15 protein-coding genes and 1 pseudogene are annotated in these 15762 nt (G+C 68.4%); 6 read left to right on the forward strand and 10 right to left on the reverse strand.

The genetic code is table 11. The annotated features are described in order from the left end of the window. Positions 1-240 precede the first annotated feature (240 nt). Positions 241-1137: an RNA polymerase sigma-70 factor gene (locus tag ACIRQP_RS37210; RefSeq protein WP_403898749.1), complete on the reverse strand. Its 897-nt coding sequence runs from the start codon at positions 1135-1137 to the stop codon at positions 241-243. Between the two features lie 643 nt (positions 1138-1780). Between ACIRQP_RS37210 and ACIRQP_RS37215 the strand changes: the two genes are divergently transcribed. Both ACIRQP_RS37215 and ACIRQP_RS37220 read left to right on the forward strand, forming a co-directional pair. Then, positions 1781-2167, forward strand: a complete 387-nt coding sequence (locus ACIRQP_RS37215) for a cupin domain-containing protein (protein WP_403898839.1) — start codon at positions 1781-1783, stop codon at positions 2165-2167. A gap of 69 nt (positions 2168-2236) precedes the next feature. Then, complete coding sequence (locus ACIRQP_RS37220) at positions 2237-2878, forward strand: DUF5134 domain-containing protein (RefSeq protein WP_403898752.1); 642 nt, start codon at positions 2237-2239, stop codon at positions 2876-2878. A 137-nt stretch (positions 2879-3015) separates the two neighbouring features. On the opposite strand, the gene ACIRQP_RS37225 is transcribed toward ACIRQP_RS37220, so the two are convergent. The 6 genes from ACIRQP_RS37225 to ACIRQP_RS37250 form a co-directional block, all read right to left on the reverse strand. Further along, entirely contained in the window at positions 3016-4407 is a 1392-nt protein-coding gene (locus ACIRQP_RS37225; protein WP_403898755.1) for an aldehyde dehydrogenase family protein, read from the reverse strand. Then, entirely contained in the window at positions 4407-5507 is a 1101-nt protein-coding gene (locus tag ACIRQP_RS37230; protein ID WP_403898758.1) for a phenazine antibiotic biosynthesis protein, read from the reverse strand. The genes ACIRQP_RS37225 and ACIRQP_RS37230 overlap by 1 nt, the downstream gene beginning before the upstream one ends. A 135-nt stretch (positions 5508-5642) precedes the next feature. After that, a complete protein-coding gene (locus ACIRQP_RS37235) occupies positions 5643-6125 on the reverse strand; it encodes a cupin domain-containing protein (protein WP_403898761.1) in 483 nt (160 codons plus the stop codon). 135 nt (positions 6126-6260) lie between these two features. Continuing rightward, the gene (locus ACIRQP_RS37240; RefSeq protein WP_403898764.1) at positions 6261-6458 is read right to left on the reverse strand and encodes a hypothetical protein; all 198 of its coding nucleotides are present in this window, start codon (positions 6456-6458) and stop codon (positions 6261-6263) included. Between the two features lie 81 nt (positions 6459-6539). Then, positions 6540-7304: an SDR family NAD(P)-dependent oxidoreductase gene (locus ACIRQP_RS37245; RefSeq protein ID WP_403898767.1), complete on the reverse strand. Its 765-nt coding sequence runs from the start codon at positions 7302-7304 to the stop codon at positions 6540-6542. 370 nt (positions 7305-7674) lie between these two features. Continuing rightward, entirely contained in the window at positions 7675-8148 is a 474-nt protein-coding gene (locus tag ACIRQP_RS37250; protein ID WP_403898770.1) for a carboxymuconolactone decarboxylase family protein, read from the reverse strand. 163 nt (positions 8149-8311) lie between these two features. Here ACIRQP_RS37250 and ACIRQP_RS37255 point away from each other — a divergent pair, with 163 nt between their 5' ends. Together ACIRQP_RS37255 and ACIRQP_RS37260 are read left to right on the forward strand one after the other, a co-directional pair. Next, the gene (locus ACIRQP_RS37255) at positions 8312-8662 is read left to right on the forward strand and encodes an ArsR/SmtB family transcription factor (RefSeq protein ID WP_403898773.1); all 351 of its coding nucleotides are present in this window, start codon (positions 8312-8314) and stop codon (positions 8660-8662) included. A gap of 472 nt (positions 8663-9134) precedes the next feature. Beyond that, entirely contained in the window at positions 9135-9875 is a 741-nt protein-coding gene (locus ACIRQP_RS37260; protein ID WP_403898776.1) for an alpha/beta fold hydrolase, read from the forward strand. 269 nt (positions 9876-10144) lie between these two features. Here ACIRQP_RS37260 and ACIRQP_RS37265 read toward each other — a convergent pair whose 3' ends face one another. The 3 genes from ACIRQP_RS37265 to ACIRQP_RS37275 all read right to left on the reverse strand — a co-directional run bounded on the left by ACIRQP_RS37265 (position 10145) and on the right by ACIRQP_RS37275 (position 13923). After that, entirely contained in the window at positions 10145-10984 is an 840-nt protein-coding gene (locus tag ACIRQP_RS37265) for a helix-turn-helix transcriptional regulator (protein WP_403898779.1), read from the reverse strand. Between the two features lie 301 nt (positions 10985-11285). Next, positions 11286-12719 carry an aldehyde dehydrogenase family protein gene (locus tag ACIRQP_RS37270; RefSeq protein WP_403898782.1) on the reverse strand — a complete coding sequence of 478 codons (1434 nt, stop codon included), beginning with the start codon at positions 12717-12719 and terminating at the stop codon, positions 11286-11288. A gap of 502 nt (positions 12720-13221) precedes the next feature. Beyond that, complete coding sequence (locus ACIRQP_RS37275) at positions 13222-13923, reverse strand: NAD(P)-dependent oxidoreductase (protein ID WP_403898785.1); 702 nt, start codon at positions 13921-13923, stop codon at positions 13222-13224. Between the two features lie 111 nt (positions 13924-14034). Between ACIRQP_RS37275 and ACIRQP_RS37280 the strand changes: the two genes are divergently transcribed. Further along, entirely contained in the window at positions 14035-14754 is a 720-nt protein-coding gene (locus tag ACIRQP_RS37280; protein WP_403898788.1) for a TetR/AcrR family transcriptional regulator, read from the forward strand. Positions 14755-15248: 494 nt separating this feature from the next. Continuing rightward, a pseudogene (locus ACIRQP_RS37285) lies at positions 15249-15758 on the forward strand (amidohydrolase); the annotation flags it as partial. Positions 15759-15762: the final 4 nt, after the last annotated feature.

A 15762-nucleotide genomic window follows, 5' to 3' on the forward strand; every position in this document is an offset into this window, starting at 1 on the left:
CGGTACGTGCGCCGGCTGGCACCCGACAGCACGTACACAAAGGAGGAGGAAGGGACAGTGCCCGCCGGTGGAGGCATCTTCCCTCGGTGGGCAAGGCCGTACACCCATCGGCAGGCAGGCGGCACTGTGCCGCTCACGACAACGTCACCTTGTTCCGTCCTTCGGTCTGCAGAATCCGGGGTTCCGGGCAACTGGTAGACCGACGAGTCATCGCTCCTGTGACACGTATCCGGTGACGCTTCAGCCGTCCAGGGACGCCACATAGGGCGACAGCTTGGCCGGACTCATCACCCACATGATCCGGTCGATCCCCTCCGTGGACACATCGAGGCACAGCAGGGCGACAGCGTTCCCGCCGGACGAGACGAGAACGGCCGGCCGTCCGTTGGCCTCGACCCACCGCAGGTCCGACTGGGGCCAGAAACGTGGCGCGAACGCCGCCAGGTACTTGGAGACGTGGAGACGTCCGACGACCGGGATCTTGGATGCGCCGCGCACCCCTCCGCCGTCGGAGTAGCTGACGACGTCCGCGGTGAGCACCTCTTCGAGCACCGTCAGATTGCCCGTCTGCGCGGCGCTGAGGAACACCTCCAGAAGGCGCCGGTGTTCGGCCGGACTGGTGCGCTCACGGCGCTCGGCGGCCAGGTGCTTGCGCGCCCGGCTCACCAACTGGCGGGTGTTGGCCTCACTCGTTTCCAGGATGTCCGCGACCTGCCTGTACGGGTAGTCGAAGGCCTCCCGGAGGACGTACGCGGCCCGCTCCACCGGGTTCAGCTTTTCCAGGAGCAGGAGCACCGCCAGCTCGACCGCCTCGGCCCGCTCCGCCCCCACCTGCGGGTCCGCACTGGTGTTGACCGGCTCGGGAAGCCACGGACCGACGTACGACTCCCGCCGTACCCGTGCGGACTGGGCGACGTTGATGGCCAGACGTGTGGTGACCGTGGTCAGGAATGCCGCCGGTTCGAGAACGTCCGCACGGTCCGTGTTCTGCCACCGCAGCCACGAGTCCTGAACGATGTCCTCGGCCTCCACAGCGCTGCCGAGCACCCGGTACGCGATACCGAAGAGCTGCGGACGTACCGCGAGGAAGTCCCTCGTTGCCTGGTCAAGGGAGTTGGCGTCGGCACCAGCGTGCATGGTCGTTCCTTCCGGCCTCGTCGCCTTCATGCTACAAGCCGTCTGAGCAGGGTGCGTCCGCGACCGGGTAGAGATCGGCCGCCGGGTCCCACGGTGGGAATACATGTGCACACTCGTTGTCCACGCGCCGCCTGCTGGGGCGTCACCGGCCACAGACGACCGGGAGCGATCCCAGGGGCACCCTGTGTCCGCAGCTCAGCCTGTGGCGGTCTGGTGCAGGGGGTACCCCCGTGCCGTTCAGGCCACGGGGGAGCATCCTACGGCGCATGGTCGGCGTTGTGGATGGCCCGGCCGTACGTGGACGACTCCGACAACGCGGCGAGGTGCCGTGCCAGGCATCGCGGGCCAGCGAAGGTCGGCTGGACAGGGCCCAGGACAGGGCTCATGCCGCTGTTGTGGTGCTGACCCGCCCAGCATCCGCGTGGCCGGGGCGGCCAGGCAGGGCGGCCATGGTCACCTGTGTCACAGAACCACAAGGCGCTCGGTCAACACTGTCAAACGGTCACGGGATCGCGACCGGGCCTCTGGCGGACAGTGTGCCCGCCCCATGACATGGTGGACCTACGGAAGGTGCGACACAGTGACGGACAAGGATTCAGCGCACGTGCACGGAGCCGATCAGCACGATGCGTCGGAGAGCTGGATGACGGCGGTGAAGGTGCTGCAGGACGCCTCGCCGATCACCATCCCCGAGGGCGCCTCGGCGATGACCATTCACGTCGAGTGGGAGCCCGGCGACCCGGGCACTCCTCCGCACCGCCACTCGGGGCCGGCGTTCGGATACGTCATCGAGGGCGCCGTCCGTTTCGAGCTCGAAGGCGAGCCCGAGCGTGTGGTCGAGGTCGGCGGCACGTTCTGGGAGCCGGGCGGTGACGTGATCCACTACCAGGACGGCAACGCGCTGACGGACGCACGGACCCGGTTCGTGGTGACCATGATGTGTGCGCCGGGCAAGCCCATGCTCGAACTGGTCGACAAGGCGGACCTGGAGAAGCGGGCCCACCTGCGCGCCCCCCGGCCGACCGACTGATCTGCCGCCTGCACGAACACGCCGGTTCCGAACGGAGCCCGTTCGCTCCGTGGGAGGACGCGACAAGGCATGAGTGTCCCTGACGTCCTGTACGTCATGCTGACGGCGCTGTTCGCGGCCGCGGCCCTGCGCGGGCTGCGGCACGGCGTCCTGTCACCACGTTCCGGATGGCGCAGCCGTATCGACCATCTCCTGCACGCCGTCATGGCTCTGGCCATGGCGGCGATGCCTTGGGGCTGGGGGCTGCCGGAGACGGCGCAGACCACGTTCTTTGCGGCCGCCGCACTGTGGTTCCCACTGACCGCTGTCCGCCGCCGCCACGAGTCCAGGCTGGCCGCGACCGCCGGGAGGCTGCCCTACGCGGTCGGCATGGCCGCGATGGCCTGGATGGTCCGGATGCCCCACGCCACGGCGGGCCCTTCGACCCAGACCCAGGCCGGAGGGCTCCCGGCGGCGCACCAGGCCCCGCATCTCGCCCGGTCCGTGGGGGAGTCGAGGGCCGGGGACGTGGTCACCGCGGCGCTGGCGCTGTGCCTGCTCGCGTGCGCGCTCCGGTCGCTGACGCGTGACATGCCCATCCTGCGATCGACCACGGAGACCGTGGACACCGCGGATACCGTGGACCTCTCGACTCCCAGTGAGTCCTACCGGCACTTCTGGGACGGATTCATGGCTCTGGGAACGGTGGTCATGCTGCTCATGCCCCACTGACCGCCGCGGCCACCGGGATCGCGCAGGCGCCGGGTGGGGAACACCTCACAGACACACCGTGCGATCCATCGCAGAACATTGCCACCTGGCAACTGTGTACAGCGCCGTGCGCCGGGAGACCTCGGCCTCCCCATCTGTCACAGCGCGCCGATGACGGCCTTGCTGCGCATCAGAAAATCCGACAGGTAGCTGTCGTGGGGCACACCCGGCGCCATCCAGTAGGTCGGGTGATCACCGATGTACAGATTGGCGATGCTGGGCTCCGCCAGCAGCGCGTCCAGCAGCTCCCCGTTGCGTGTCAGCGCCGACAGGACGAGTGTGTCACGCAACGGAGCGATGCCGTCCGCCCGACTCCAGGGCGCCACCCACACACAGGGGAAGGGGAGTTCGGCCCGCAGTTGCCCGGCGTCGGCACTGTCGACCTGATGGACGGCAGGTCGCAGCACGGCACTGCCGTCACCGAGATCGTCGACGATCCCGTCCCCGCCGAGCCAGGCCCGCGTCCCGGCCGACACCGCCCCCAGATGAGCGCTGAGAGCGACCGCCCGGTCCAACGGGCACACCGGCAGCACCGCCCGCTCATCCTGCGGAGGCAGGCTGGGCAGGACGGACAGACGCGCTGCGACAGCCTCGGCGACGGGCGCCGGATCCCCCTCGACGAGGACCGCTGTGGTGTTGACGCACGCCGTACCTCCCTCGTCACCGATGGAGCCCACGATCGTGTCGAGGTGATCACGCCAGTCGGTGTCCGCGGTGATCAGAATCTTCGTGCGTCCCGGTCCTTGTGGAAGGACCCGTGGGTCGTGCGCGTACCGGGCGACCACATCGTCGCCTCCGTACACCACGGCCCGGTCGGCGCCGCGCACCACCGTGTCAGCGGCCCGGTGGTCGGTGGGCAGCAGCACCAACTGGTCCTCGCCTACGCCGGCCCGGCGCAGCGCTCCGACGAGCCGGTACGGGGTGAACGGCTCACGCCTCGACGGCCGGACGGCTACGCGGTAGCCCAACGCCAGCGCCTCCAGCCACAGTCGGTGCACGCCGGGATGGTTGCCGGAGGCGTTGACGGCGAACACCTCGCCGCACCGCGCCCAGACGCCATGTCCGCCGCGTACGGCCACGTCCCGCAGGTCGGAGACCGAGCCCTGCGGCCTGCCCCGCTCGGCGGAGGCGCGGGCAAGAGCAACGAACCGTGCCGTTCCCTGCGTGGCGGCGCGCACGACCGTCAAGGGAGTGCCCGAGGCCCGGCTCACCAGGTGCTCGTACTCCCGCACGCCCAGGCCGCCGATGGTGCCGGAGGCGAAGGCGTCGCCCGCCGCCGCCAGCAGGGCGTCGAGGCCGGCCGTCGGCACCGGGTCGGCCTTCCGAAGGGCGGCCATCGCCCGCGCGACGTACACCGGTGGCACAAGACTCAGCCGCGCCACCTCGGCGCCGGACACGTCCGGCACCACGCCTGGAACCCGCGTCCGGTACGCTCCCCGGGGACCCAGCGCATCCAGGTACACCGGACCGGCTGCCTGCGTGGCCGCCATCAGTAGACGCCCTCGATCACCTTTTCGCCCTGGACGGTGGGCACCGGTGCGACATCCGCGACGGCATCACCGGCGTGACCATCGGCCGGTGGGACGCGCTGTGCGGTGTCACGTTCCGCGTTGTGTGGTATCAGCATGGACTTGCTGACGTGGCTGACCACGACCTGGCCCCGCTCCCCGACCTCCACGGGCTCTCCGGTGTGGGGATCGACGACCGACAGGAAGACGTACGGGGAGACCGGGTCGAACACGCACGGCTCCGACGCGGTCAGTCCGACGCGTTCCATGAGCGCGGTGAGCATCATCGTGTTGCCGTACATGCCGATGACCGGTACGTCGGGGAAGACATCGGTGCTCAGCAGATGGCGTGTGTCGGGATCCATGTGCGTACCACCCCAGATGATCGCCTTGACCTTGCCGTTGATCGTGTCGAGGAGGTCGTCCTCACGCGCGAAGCGTTCCAGGAGCGCGGTGGTGGCGGCGAGGACGCCGATGTCCTGACCGAGCAGGATGCGCCGACACTGCTCGACCAGATGGTCGGTGTAGGCCTCGACCTCGTCGGCCTTGCCCGCGGCGATCAGCTTCTTCACCCACCGGGGGTCCATGTCGATGCTCAGACCGGGGCCGCCGAGCGAGGCCGCCGCACGTTGCAGCACATCTCCCACGAGGTGCGGACCGGTGGGGGCGACGGTCAGCCACTGGGCGCCGAGGGGCAGTTCGTGGGCCCGGAGGCGACGGTCCACCTGTTCCGTGCTGTGCCGCATCCAGTCGTCGAGCTGCACGACACGCTTGGGTGCGCCGGTCGTTCCGCCGCTGTCGAAGACGTTCAACAGCCTGGGCCGGGAGCCGTAGCCCTGAGGGATCAGATCGGCCACCGGCACGTCCCGTAGTTCGTCCGTCATGTCGGGGAAAAGCACCAGGTCCGCCACACCCCTGACGTCCTGCCGGGGATCGAAGTCGAGCTGCTCGGCCCGGTTGAGCCAGTACCGGGACCCGGTCGCTGGATCGAAGTGCCACTGCATCGCCGCTCTGACGAACTCATCCGGATCCACGCCGTCCGACGGGCCGGCATCCAAAACGGTCGAAGGCTCGTACGGCATGGGGGATGTCCCTTCTCGAAGCCGCGGGGGCCGGTGTCGGCGTGCCGGACAGAGGCCGGGCACGCGGGGGGTGTCGAACGGCCCGGTACATGAACTACGGCCGGGCCGGCACTTTGCCGGTGACAGCGACCCGGATCACTCCACGAAGTAGGAGTCATGCTTGTCGAAGAACTTGGCGCGTTCCTCGTCCGTGGCATCCGCCAGTTGCGACACCTGCTCGAAGTACTCCTCACGCGGCGCGCCCGGCGTGAACAGCAGCAGCATCTCGGCCGGGGCGTCGGAGTCGTTGCGGAAGGCGTGCAGACCACCCTGCGGCACGTGCAGGAAGTCACCCTTGCGCGCATCGATCCACTGCGCGCCGTCGAAGAGGCGAACGGTCCCGTCGAGGATGTAGAAGGACTCCGAGATGGTTTTGTGGAAATGTGTCTTGGGGCCGCCCGCCTTCGCCCTCATCTCGACTCGGTAGAGTCCGAACTCGCCCCGGGTGGTGGTCGTGGTCGCCAGGTAGTGGATGGCGTCCCTGCCGGCTTCGCCGAGGTTGGGCGGGGTGCTCTCCGGACGGAAATCAGCGCTGACCTCACCGCTGTCTCCCCAGTACACCTGATTCGGATACGACATGTTCACCATTCCTTGTCTCTTGTGCTTCCTCGAAGAAAAGACCGAGGAGCGCGGACGCGTGTGACATCCGGGCCGGCCGGGAGGCGCCGGATCGGGGCCCTTCCCGGTTTGGTTATTGGCTGAACAATGCGAACGCTACAGCCGGTTCTCCGCCGAACCGCGCGCTGTGCCCATGGGGGCTCGCGTCAGGAAACGGTGTACGTACGTCTCGGCGTCCCCGTCGGTCAACGCCTCGATGTACGCGCGATGCCGCAGCGGCGACCGCACCGCCTGCTCGAAGCCCCGGTCCGCATGTACCGCGTGTGTGGGCTGGGGCGAGTTGACGACAGCCATCCACGCCCACCCACGCCGAGCCCTCTCCGCCCGCTTCCGGTCCGGTGCCGGGCGGTTCAGGCGGCCGTGCTTCCGGTGGGTTCAGGAGAGTTCGAGCCCTCCGTCGATCGTGAGGATTTGTCCGGTGACGTGCGCGCCCTGTGGGTCGGCGATGCGCAGGATCCAGTCCGCGACGTCCTTGGGGTCGCCGAGTCGGCCTGTGGGGATGCGCTCGCGCTCATTGGCGCGGATCTGGGTGATGGTGTCGTCGGGCAGGCCTGCCGCGGTCAGGACGTCGGTCTCGGTGGGGCCGGGCGCGATGGCGTTCACCCGTACTCCTTCGGGGGCGAGTTCGAGTGCCCAGCTGCGGGTCAGCTGTTCCAGGGCGCTCTTGGTGGCGGCGTAGTGCGCTCCACCGGCCAGGGGGCGGTGGCCGTAGGTGCTCGACACGTTGACGATGGAACCGGAGGAGTCCCGCAGGTGCGGCAGAGCCGCGTGAGCGAGCAAGCTCGGTGCCGTCACGTTGAGTTCGAACAGGTTGGTGATCACGGCGCGGTCCGTCTCTGCCAGGGGCATCAAGGCGGTGACGCCGGCGTTGTTCACCAGCAGGTCGAGCCGGCCCCACCGCTCCACAGCGGTGGAGACGATCCTGTCGGCGGCGTCCTCCTCGCAGATGTCGGACGACAGGACCGCGATCTTGGCGTGTGCGCGAGCGGTCTCCTCCAGAGCCTCCTGCCGCCGCCCCACGGCGAGGACGCTCGCCCCCGACGTCGCCAGGGCGATTGCGGTGGCCCGGCCGATGCCCGATCCCGCGCCCGTGACGATGGCGACGCGGTCCGAGAAGTGCAGGGTTGTAGAGCTGGGCATGACGTTCCTTTCGTTGTTGTTCGATGTTCGTTCTTCAACGAACATCGAACAACGTAACAGACGTCTGCGCGGCTCCATGAAAGTAAAACGTGTGCCATGGTGTGTGAGGGACTTGGTAAGGTGTGTTAGCCGCTACGCCTGACACGCGGGCGAGCGGGCAGGTCGCGCGACGACGGAGTCCGCGGTCGCGCTGTCACGGCTTGTGCCGCGCATGACGCCGGCGGTGCGGCGGGCGGGCTTGATGCCCGAGAAATCCCTCCGGCGTCGGAGGGAGGGCGTGACCGGCCGGGCCGGAAGTCCGTCTCCCCGCCGCCGGCCGGGGAGGGGTGACGCGGAGACGGACGGCACGTGTCCGGCTGTGCCGGAAGGCTCAGCCGAACTGGCCGGGCTGATAGTCCCCGGCGGGCTGCTGGTTGATCACGTTGATGCGGTTGTAGGCATTGATGACGGCGATGAGCGAGATCAGTGCGGCCAACTGGTCCTCGTCGAAGTGCTTGGCGGCGTTCGCCCAGGCCTCGTCGGTGACCCCGCCGGCGGCGTCGGCGAGCCGGGTGCCCTGCTCCGCCAGCTCCAGTGCGGCGCGTTCGGCGTCGGTGAAGGCCGTGGCCTCCCGCCAGGCCGCCACCAGGTTGAGGCGCTGCTGGGTCTCTCCCGCGTGGGCGGCGTCCTTGGTGTGCATGTCGGTGCAGAAGCCGCAGCCGTTGATCTGGCTCGCGCGGATCTTCACCAGTTCCTGTGTCGTGTGCGGCAGCGTTGAGTCCGAAACCACCTTGTTAGCCGAATTGATGTGCTTCAGAACCTTGGCACCAAACGCATTGCCGAAATAGTTGAGACGCGCGTCCATGGTGTGCTCTCCTCGCCGTAGTGCGGATACACACTACTGACCGGGATGACCCGGTGAACTGTGACAGGGCAGGTGCCGTGACGTGCATCACATCGAATGGATGGCCATCCGTCCGTGAGAGTGCAAGTTCGTGAGTTACCGAACAAGCGGTAATATCATCCCCATGCCGGATCACTCATCACTGCACGCGGAGAGCGAGATCACGCTGCCGCGTCTGCTGGGAGCGCTGAGCGACCCGACACGGCTCGGCATCGTCCGAGTGCTGTCCGACGGCGCCGAACTCGGCTGGGGCCAGTTCCGTGCCCCTGTCGCCAAGTCCACTCTGAGCCATCACCTCAAGGTGCTGCGAGAGGCGGGCGTCACGCAGACCCGCCAAGAGGGCACTCGCTGCTTCGTGGCCCTGCGTCGCGCCGGCTTGGAGGCCCGTTTCCCCGGCCTGCTGCCGGCACTGCTGTCGGCGGCCGTCGCCGACGGCGTCGGCGGGCACGTGACGGCGAGCACCGAGGAGGACTGACCGGGCCCGCCCCCGGCCCGTGCCCAGGAACGCATCGGCGGTGCCACCCGCACTTCGACGTGACAACGAACAAGTTGGGCTTACTTCGGCACGAGTTCCTGATGGTGGATCACCGCTTGGGCACCAGCGTCCGCGCAGGGCGCGGCACGATCCGTCTGACGCTGGACCATGGACCGGCCGGCCGCGACAGAACCAGGCGTGCACCGTGCGCGAGGTGTGACCAGCATGTGACATCGTCAGAACACAGTGTGTCAGAATGCCATTTCAGGCGGTACCGTTCAGGCGGTACCGTCTAGGGGACGCCCCGCACACGGTTGCACGAGTCCGTGGTGCACGTGCTGGAACGGACCGGGCGCTGAACGCCGGGAGCGGGTACGCCACTCATGTGCGGTTCCGCTCGGCTGACTCAATCGGGAGATCCGCCGTCCCCGGCCTCCGGCGCGCGACCTCTGACGACAAAGGACCTCGATTCATGCCTGCGATCCTGATTCACGGTGTTCCCGACACCCACCATGTGTGGGACGGCGTCCGTCGGCATCTGACCCGGACCGACGTGGAAGCCTGGGACCTGCCCGGGTTCGGCGTGCCGCGGCCGGACGGCTTCGGCTCCACCAAGGAGGAATACGTCCACTGGCTCATCGAGCGGCTGGAGCGGGTCGGTGAACCCGTGGACCTGGTCGGCCACGACTGGGGCTGCATCCTCACCGCTCGCGTCGCCTCCCTGCGGCCCGATCTGGTCCGCACCTGGGCCGGTGGCAACGGGCCGGTCAGCGCCGCGTATGTGTGGCATCCGCTCGCGAAGATCTGGCAGGACCCGATCGAGGGCGACCGCTTCATGAGTGAACTGGAACCGGAATCGTTCACCGATGATGTGGTGGCGGGTTTCGATGTCCCCGTTGACCTGGCCAGGGAGATGGTCAGCGGCGTGGACGAGCCCATGAAGGACAGCATCCTCAGGCTCTACCGCTCCGCCCTGACCATGGGGGCGGAGTGGGAGCCGGCGCTGTCGCAGGTGTCCGCGCCGTGTCTGGTGTTCTGGGGCGTGCTCGATCCCGCCTGCCAGATCGAGTTCGGTGAGAAGCTCGCAGCCTCACTGCGTGCTCCGGAGGTCGTGAGGCTCGACTGCAACCATTGGCCAGTACTGCAGAGGCCCGCCGAGGTCGCCACGGCCATCGAAACACACTGGAGCAGGCACGCGGGTGCAGTCAGGTGAGAGGCGAGGCAATGAGTGATTCGCTCTCGTGTCCGACGGGCGCGTGTGACACGTCGGCCCGGTGAGATCGTAGGCGGACAGCCCCCGTTGGCGCAGCTGCCAGGAGAGACAACGGCAGGTGCCGCCATACCGGTGGGCTGTGGCACCTCGACGGATGGTTCCGGTCGCCGCTCCGCGGACAACCGGCTGACCGGACGTTGGGTAACCCTCCTTATGCGGAGGGGTCCGTGACCACCGACGTTCTGTGCTGACCAGCGGATACGCAGCCATCAGGTCTGAAGAGACTGGCCGAGGACGGACAGGAGTTGGAGGCTGGTGTGGCTCTCGGTGCCCGGTACCGCGGTGTAGACCAGGAGCCGCTGGGACTGGTCCGGGTCGACGAGCGTCTGGCAGTCCAGTTCCAGCGTCCCCACCTGCGGGTGCCGGAAGCGTTTGGAGGCGCAGTAGGGCCCCAGCACCGGGCGCTCACGCCACAGCCCGGCGAACTCGGGGCTTTCCTCAAGCAGCGCGTCGACGAGTTCGGCGGCACGCGAGTCGCCGCCGTCGTGGGTGTAGGTGCCGTGGAGGTCCGCCACCATCAGACGGCTCTGCTCGGCGTGGTCGCTCTCGGGGCGGACCAGACGGGAGGCGGGATCCGTGAACCAGCGGTAGTGCGCGCTGCGCGCCGGCCCGGTGCAGGCTGTCTCGTCACCCAGCAGCGCCACCGCCGGGCGCGTCTGCTTCAGCGTCTCGCCCAGGTGGTTCATCACCTGCGCGGGAGTGTCCTCCAGCCGGTCCAGGATGCGCATGATCCCCGGGTTGATGTGGTCGCCGCGCCGCACCCTGCGGGGCAGGGCGTGCCCGGCGAGCTGGAACAGATGGTCCCTCTCCTCCAGCGACAGATGCAGACCGCGGGCGATCGCGGCGAGCATCTGCTCCGATGGGTGGGGCCCTCGTGGCTGCTCGAGCCGGCTGTAGTAATCGACCGACATGTCGCACAGCGCCGCCACCTCCTCGCGGCGCAGCCCGCCGGTACGCCTGCGGCGCCCGCGGAGCAGCCCGACGTCCTCCGGCTGAAGGGCCTCACGGCGCGCCCGCAGAAAGGCCGCCAGGCCTGCTCGGTCCGCCATAGCTGTCCTTTCTCTCGGCTGGTGATGTTCCGCGACAGGATCTGTCGGTCCTGGACGGTTCCCGCGATACTTGATGACGCGCCCTGCTGGGAGGGATGCCGCCGCGTCGGCCGGGGCCGTCGCTCAGGACCGCGATTGCTGGAGCGACGCGGGCCGACCGCTGATTCCCCGGGGGAGTGTGCTGTCCAGCACCATACGTGCACGGGCGGCCGCGGACGAGGGGGACGTCCACGGCCGCCCTGGGCCCGGAAAGCCCGGACGGGGTTCCGGGCCGCTTTCCGGGGTCCGGCGGCGTGGTGGGTCAGCGGGTGATCGCCTTGGTCTCCAGGAACTCCTCGATGCCGGCGCGGCCCATCTCCCGTCCGTTGCCGGACTGCTTGTAACCACCGAACGGGGCCTGGAAGTTGTGATTGCCACCGTTGACGTCGACCTGGCCGACGCGCAGGCGCCGGGCGATCGCCATGGCGTGTTCCTCGTCACCGGTGATGGCACCGCTGAGGCCGTAGACGGTGCCGTTGGCGATCCCCACGGCGTGGTCGTCGTCGGTGTAGGGGATCACGACCAGGACGGGGCCGAAGATCTCCTCCTGGGCGATGACGGATCCGGGGTCGACGTCCGAGAAGATCGTGGGCTTGACGTAGGCGCCGGTCTCGAAGCCCTCCGGCCTGCCCGGGCCGCCGACCACGAGCGTGGCGCCGTCGGCGATACCGCGCCGAATGTAGCTGTCCACACGCTGGCGCTGAGCCTCCGAGGCGACCGGACCGATCCGCGTGGTCTCGTCGGCGGGGTCGCCGACCGTGTACTCCGCGGCGGCGGCGCGCAGCTTCTCGATCACGGTCTTCTGAAGGTCCTCAGGCACGAGCATGCGGACGTAGGCGCCGCAGGCCTGACCGCCGTTGGCCCAGGCGTAGGCCAGTCCGCGCTGGACGGCGAAGTCGAGGTCGGCCTCGGGCAGGACGATGTGGGCCGCCTTGCCACCCAGCTCGAGCGCGACCCGCTTGACCGTGTCGGAGGCGGCGACGGAGACGCTCTTGCCGGCGCGGGTGGACCCGGTGAAGGAGATCATGTCGATCTTCGGGTGCCGGGAAATGGCCTCGCCGACGACCGGGCCGCTGCCCTGCACGACGTTGAACACACCGTTCGGCAGACCGGCCTCGGTGGCTATCTCGGCGAACATCCGGGCGCTCAGGGGAGAGATCTCCGACGGCTTGAGCACCACGGAATTGCCCGCCAGCATCGCCGGGACGACCTTGGTCACCAGCTGCTGGAGCGGGAAGTTCCACGGGGTGATGGCGCCCACTACGCCGATCGGCTCATGGATGACGAGCGAGTTCTCGATCACCTCCGTCCACTCGTACTTCTCGGCCGCGGTGATCGCGGCGAGTGTGGACGCCACGGGGAATCCGGCCTGCGCCTGCCGCGAGAAGCCGATCGGGGCGCCCATCTCCAGCGTGATGGTGGCCGCGAGCTCCTCGGAGTGCTTCTGCATCCCCTCGGCCAGGCGCCGCATGACGGCGATGCGCTCCTCGGGCGACGTCGACGACCAACCAGGAAAGGCGGCGAGCGCGGCGTCCACCGCGTTGTCCACGTCCTCGACCGTGCCCTCGTGCACGGAAGCGATCACGGACTCGTCGGCCGGGTTCACGACGTCGATCAGCGGCCCGGAACCCGCGACGGCGCGGCCATCGATCCAGTGGGACGGAGTGGGAAAGGGAACCTCATGATGTGCGTTCATGTCGTCAAGGGAACATCAGCCGGCGCATGGCATCCATGTTCCGCCATGCCCATGATCTGGCTCACTCCGCCGCCCTGCATCGCCGGTCCGTGCGCAGTGCCGCACCGACAACGCATAGAGCCTCCACTGATCCCGGATCGGTTCACCCCCACTTCGTGTTCGGTCCGATGCGCGGGAGCGATCAGCCCCTACCGGCTTGGCCCACGAGGCCGTTGTGAAGGATCAAGTGCGACCTGATCTCCGCCGCAAGCCAGGCATCGCACTGGTGCTCGCCCGACAGACGGCCTGCTGATCAGCCACCAGCCACCGGAGATACGAACCCAGTCGCGTACGAGTCCATCGTGCACCGCCGCGTATGGACTTATGTGCTCAGCCGTTTGTCGCGCAGATAGGTGCAGTTGGGGTCCCCGGTAGCAGGACAGGCACAGGTCCGGGCGATCATGGAGTCGCGAGGCTCTGTGATCACCCGGGAGACCTGTGCCTTTTGGTCCGCCGGCGTCGGTCAGTAGCCGATTGTGAAGCGGCGTTGGACGAAGCGCGGCAGCTCCGCCTCGTCGACGAGGGCGACGGCGGCGTCCTCTATGGAGATCCGGCTGCGCCCGTCCGCGTCGAGGACCGGCTGGTCGCCGCCGATCCTGAACCGGCCCGTACGCTCACCTGGCGCGATGTCCTCCGCAGGGCTGAAGTAGGTCCACAGCCGGTTGGATGTGCGCAGCACGTTCAGGGCGTCCCGGTGGCCGCGCACCGCGGCGGCGTACTCCTTCGGCAGGCCGATCGCATCCAGGGCCTCGTGCAGGAGTTCGTCGGAGTCTGCCCGTACGACTCCGGGTTGGATCTCCAGGCTGCCGGCGCCGCCGATGACGATGAGCCGGGTCCGTGGGTGGCTCTCCAGCGCCTTGAGGAGTGCTCGCGCGGCGGTGACGTACACCGTGGGATCGGCGATCGAGCGGGCCACAGTGTCGGCGATGTCTTTGGCGGCGTTGCCGGGCTGGAATCCGCTGATCAGCACGTCCAGGCCGGGTATGCCGGCGGCGACACTGTCGACGTCGAGAACGTCGACGCTCTTCCAGACAATGTTCTTCCTGTCCTCCTCTATCCGCGTGGCGTCACGGCTGAAGGCCGTGACGTGGTGCCCCCGTTCGAGAGCTTCGGTGACTACGCGACTGCCGATACCGCCCGTGGCCCCGATGACTCCAATGTGCATGGCTCCCCTTGGTAGCTGCTCATATTGCCGTCTCTTCACGGCGCGCAATAACTATACGCCGTGCAGTTTCAATACGGACGAAAATATAGTGACGCTGTACAGTGAGCGGTCATGGGAAGCGAGGGAACTATCAAGGGCCGCCGTGAGCGACTGCGGGCGGAGACAACCGCCGAAATCAAGAAGGTCGCGCTGGAGCTGATGGCCTCGGGCGGGCCCGACGCGATCACGCTGCGAGCCATCGCGCGCGAGATGGGCATGACGGCCAACGCCATCTACGGCTACTTCGCCACCCGCGACGACCTGGTCACCACGCTGATCAACAACGTCTACACCTCACTGGCCGACACTGTGGACGCCGCCTGGGACGCCGCCCCCGTCCAGGACCCGGCCGCCCGGATCGAGGCATGGGCCCACGCCTTCAGGAACTGGGCACTGGCCAACCCGGAGGGCTTCCGCCTCATCTACGGCGACCCTGTCCCCGGCTACCGGTCCCCTGAGGGCGGCGCCGCCCCGGAAGCCGCCCACCGTGTCTGCACCGGCATCACCGCACTCGCGGCCGTGGCCTGGAGCCACGCTGAATCCCGTTACAGGGACAGCGACTTCGTGTGGTCTGACTTCGACCCCGGTCTGCTGGACAAGGTCCGTCCGGCCTTCCCCGACCTGCCTCCGGCCGCCGTGGCCCTTGCCCTGCGTATCTGGAGCCACTTGCACGGCCTGGTGTCCTTGGAGATCTACGGCCACCTGCAGACCCAGGCCCTCAGCCCGGAAAAGCTCTTCCGTGAAGAACTGACCCAGCTCATCCGCTCCTTGGGCATCACACCGCAGAGCTGATGGCCCGAGCGAGGGGCTACCTGGAGGGCCGCTGACTGACCCGCGCAGGCAAATCAACCATCGCCGGTGCATCGATCGGCTTGCCTGTCCTGGTCAGAGCCCATGCCCGGATCCTGACGATGGACCCGTTGATCGGGGCGATGGCCGGCGCGGATGTGCCCCCTCCGGCCACACTTGTGTCCCGGCCGGAGCGGGTCCGGGCGCTGGTCGTGGCCGGTCGGCCCGTGGTGTGAGCCGGTACCGACGCCCCGGGCCGGGCCACCGCCCCCGAGGCGGGCATGCCGGCCGCCGCGGACCTGACCGGCAGCCCGCGGGTCGGCGGCTGGATCGGATACAGGACCAACACCCTGATAGCGACAGTGCGAGCTCGGTGAAAGCCATAGAGGCACCTCGAGGTCGGCGCGACGACGGGCCAGATCCTGGGTGTGTCACACCTGGGGAAACGGCGACCTGGTTGCCGAAGGGGGCGCGGCCGAGGCTGGTGTTCGAGCAGCCTCGGCCGCCTGCGACAGCTCACCACCTCCCTCCGGCCCGAGGACATGTACATCGGCACCAGGCTGGCCGCCCTGACCGCGATCGACAGCGGTATCACGACGATGCTCGACTTCTCCCACAACTCCCGTACCCGCGAGCACTCCAATGCCGCGATCGAGGCCCTGGTCAGCACCGGCATCCGTGGTGTGCACGCCTCGATGGGGCCGCACTTCGGCGACTGGGACCGGCAGTGGCCCGGCGATCTGACCCGAATCAAGGAGCAGTACTCGCTCACCGCGGGCAAGAAGGCCGACCTGCTGGTCATCCGGGCCGAGGATCTCAACAACATGCCGCTCAACGACCCGATCGGCACCGTCGTGCTGGGCTCCGACGCCCGCAACATCAGCGCGGTATTCATCAATGGCGAGCCCCGAAAGTGGAACGGCCAGGTCCTGGACGTCGACCTGGCCGCCCTGCGCAGTGAGGTGCACGCCTCGCGCAGGTACGTGCTGAACACCCCGGCAGCCTGAGCCA

The organism is Streptomyces sp. NPDC102274 (assembly GCF_044766385.1).
Classification (GTDB): Bacteria; Actinomycetota; Actinomycetes; order Streptomycetales; family Streptomycetaceae; genus Streptomyces.

What these genes read in the sequence shown, in the direction of transcription:
- ACIRQP_RS37210 (WP_403898749.1), bottom strand. Translation starts at nt 1,137, where the DNA reads ATGCACGCTGGTGCCGACGCCAACTCCCTTGACCAGGCAACGAGGGAC.
- ACIRQP_RS37215 (WP_403898839.1), top strand. Translation starts at nt 1,781, where the DNA reads ATGACGGCGGTGAAGGTGCTGCAGGACGCCTCGCCGATCACCATCCCC.
- ACIRQP_RS37220 (WP_403898752.1), top strand. Translation starts at nt 2,237, where the DNA reads ATGAGTGTCCCTGACGTCCTGTACGTCATGCTGACGGCGCTGTTCGCG.
- ACIRQP_RS37225 (WP_403898755.1), bottom strand. Translation starts at nt 4,407, where the DNA reads ATGGCGGCCACGCAGGCAGCCGGTCCGGTGTACCTGGATGCGCTGGGT.
- ACIRQP_RS37230 (WP_403898758.1), bottom strand. Translation starts at nt 5,507, where the DNA reads ATGCCGTACGAGCCTTCGACCGTTTTGGATGCCGGCCCGTCGGACGGC.
- ACIRQP_RS37235 (WP_403898761.1), bottom strand. Translation starts at nt 6,125, where the DNA reads ATGTCGTATCCGAATCAGGTGTACTGGGGAGACAGCGGTGAGGTCAGC.
- ACIRQP_RS37240 (WP_403898764.1), bottom strand. Translation starts at nt 6,458, where the DNA reads ATGGCTGTCGTCAACTCGCCCCAGCCCACACACGCGGTACATGCGGAC.
- ACIRQP_RS37245 (WP_403898767.1), bottom strand. Translation starts at nt 7,304, where the DNA reads ATGCCCAGCTCTACAACCCTGCACTTCTCGGACCGCGTCGCCATCGTC.
- ACIRQP_RS37250 (WP_403898770.1), bottom strand. Translation starts at nt 8,148, where the DNA reads ATGGACGCGCGTCTCAACTATTTCGGCAATGCGTTTGGTGCCAAGGTT.
- ACIRQP_RS37255 (WP_403898773.1), top strand. Translation starts at nt 8,312, where the DNA reads ATGCCGGATCACTCATCACTGCACGCGGAGAGCGAGATCACGCTGCCG.
- ACIRQP_RS37260 (WP_403898776.1), top strand. Translation starts at nt 9,135, where the DNA reads ATGCCTGCGATCCTGATTCACGGTGTTCCCGACACCCACCATGTGTGG.
- ACIRQP_RS37265 (WP_403898779.1), bottom strand. Translation starts at nt 10,984, where the DNA reads ATGGCGGACCGAGCAGGCCTGGCGGCCTTTCTGCGGGCGCGCCGTGAG.
- ACIRQP_RS37270 (WP_403898782.1), bottom strand. Translation starts at nt 12,719, where the DNA reads ATGAACGCACATCATGAGGTTCCCTTTCCCACTCCGTCCCACTGGATC.
- ACIRQP_RS37275 (WP_403898785.1), bottom strand. Translation starts at nt 13,923, where the DNA reads ATGCACATTGGAGTCATCGGGGCCACGGGCGGTATCGGCAGTCGCGTA.
- ACIRQP_RS37280 (WP_403898788.1), top strand. Translation starts at nt 14,035, where the DNA reads ATGGGAAGCGAGGGAACTATCAAGGGCCGCCGTGAGCGACTGCGGGCG.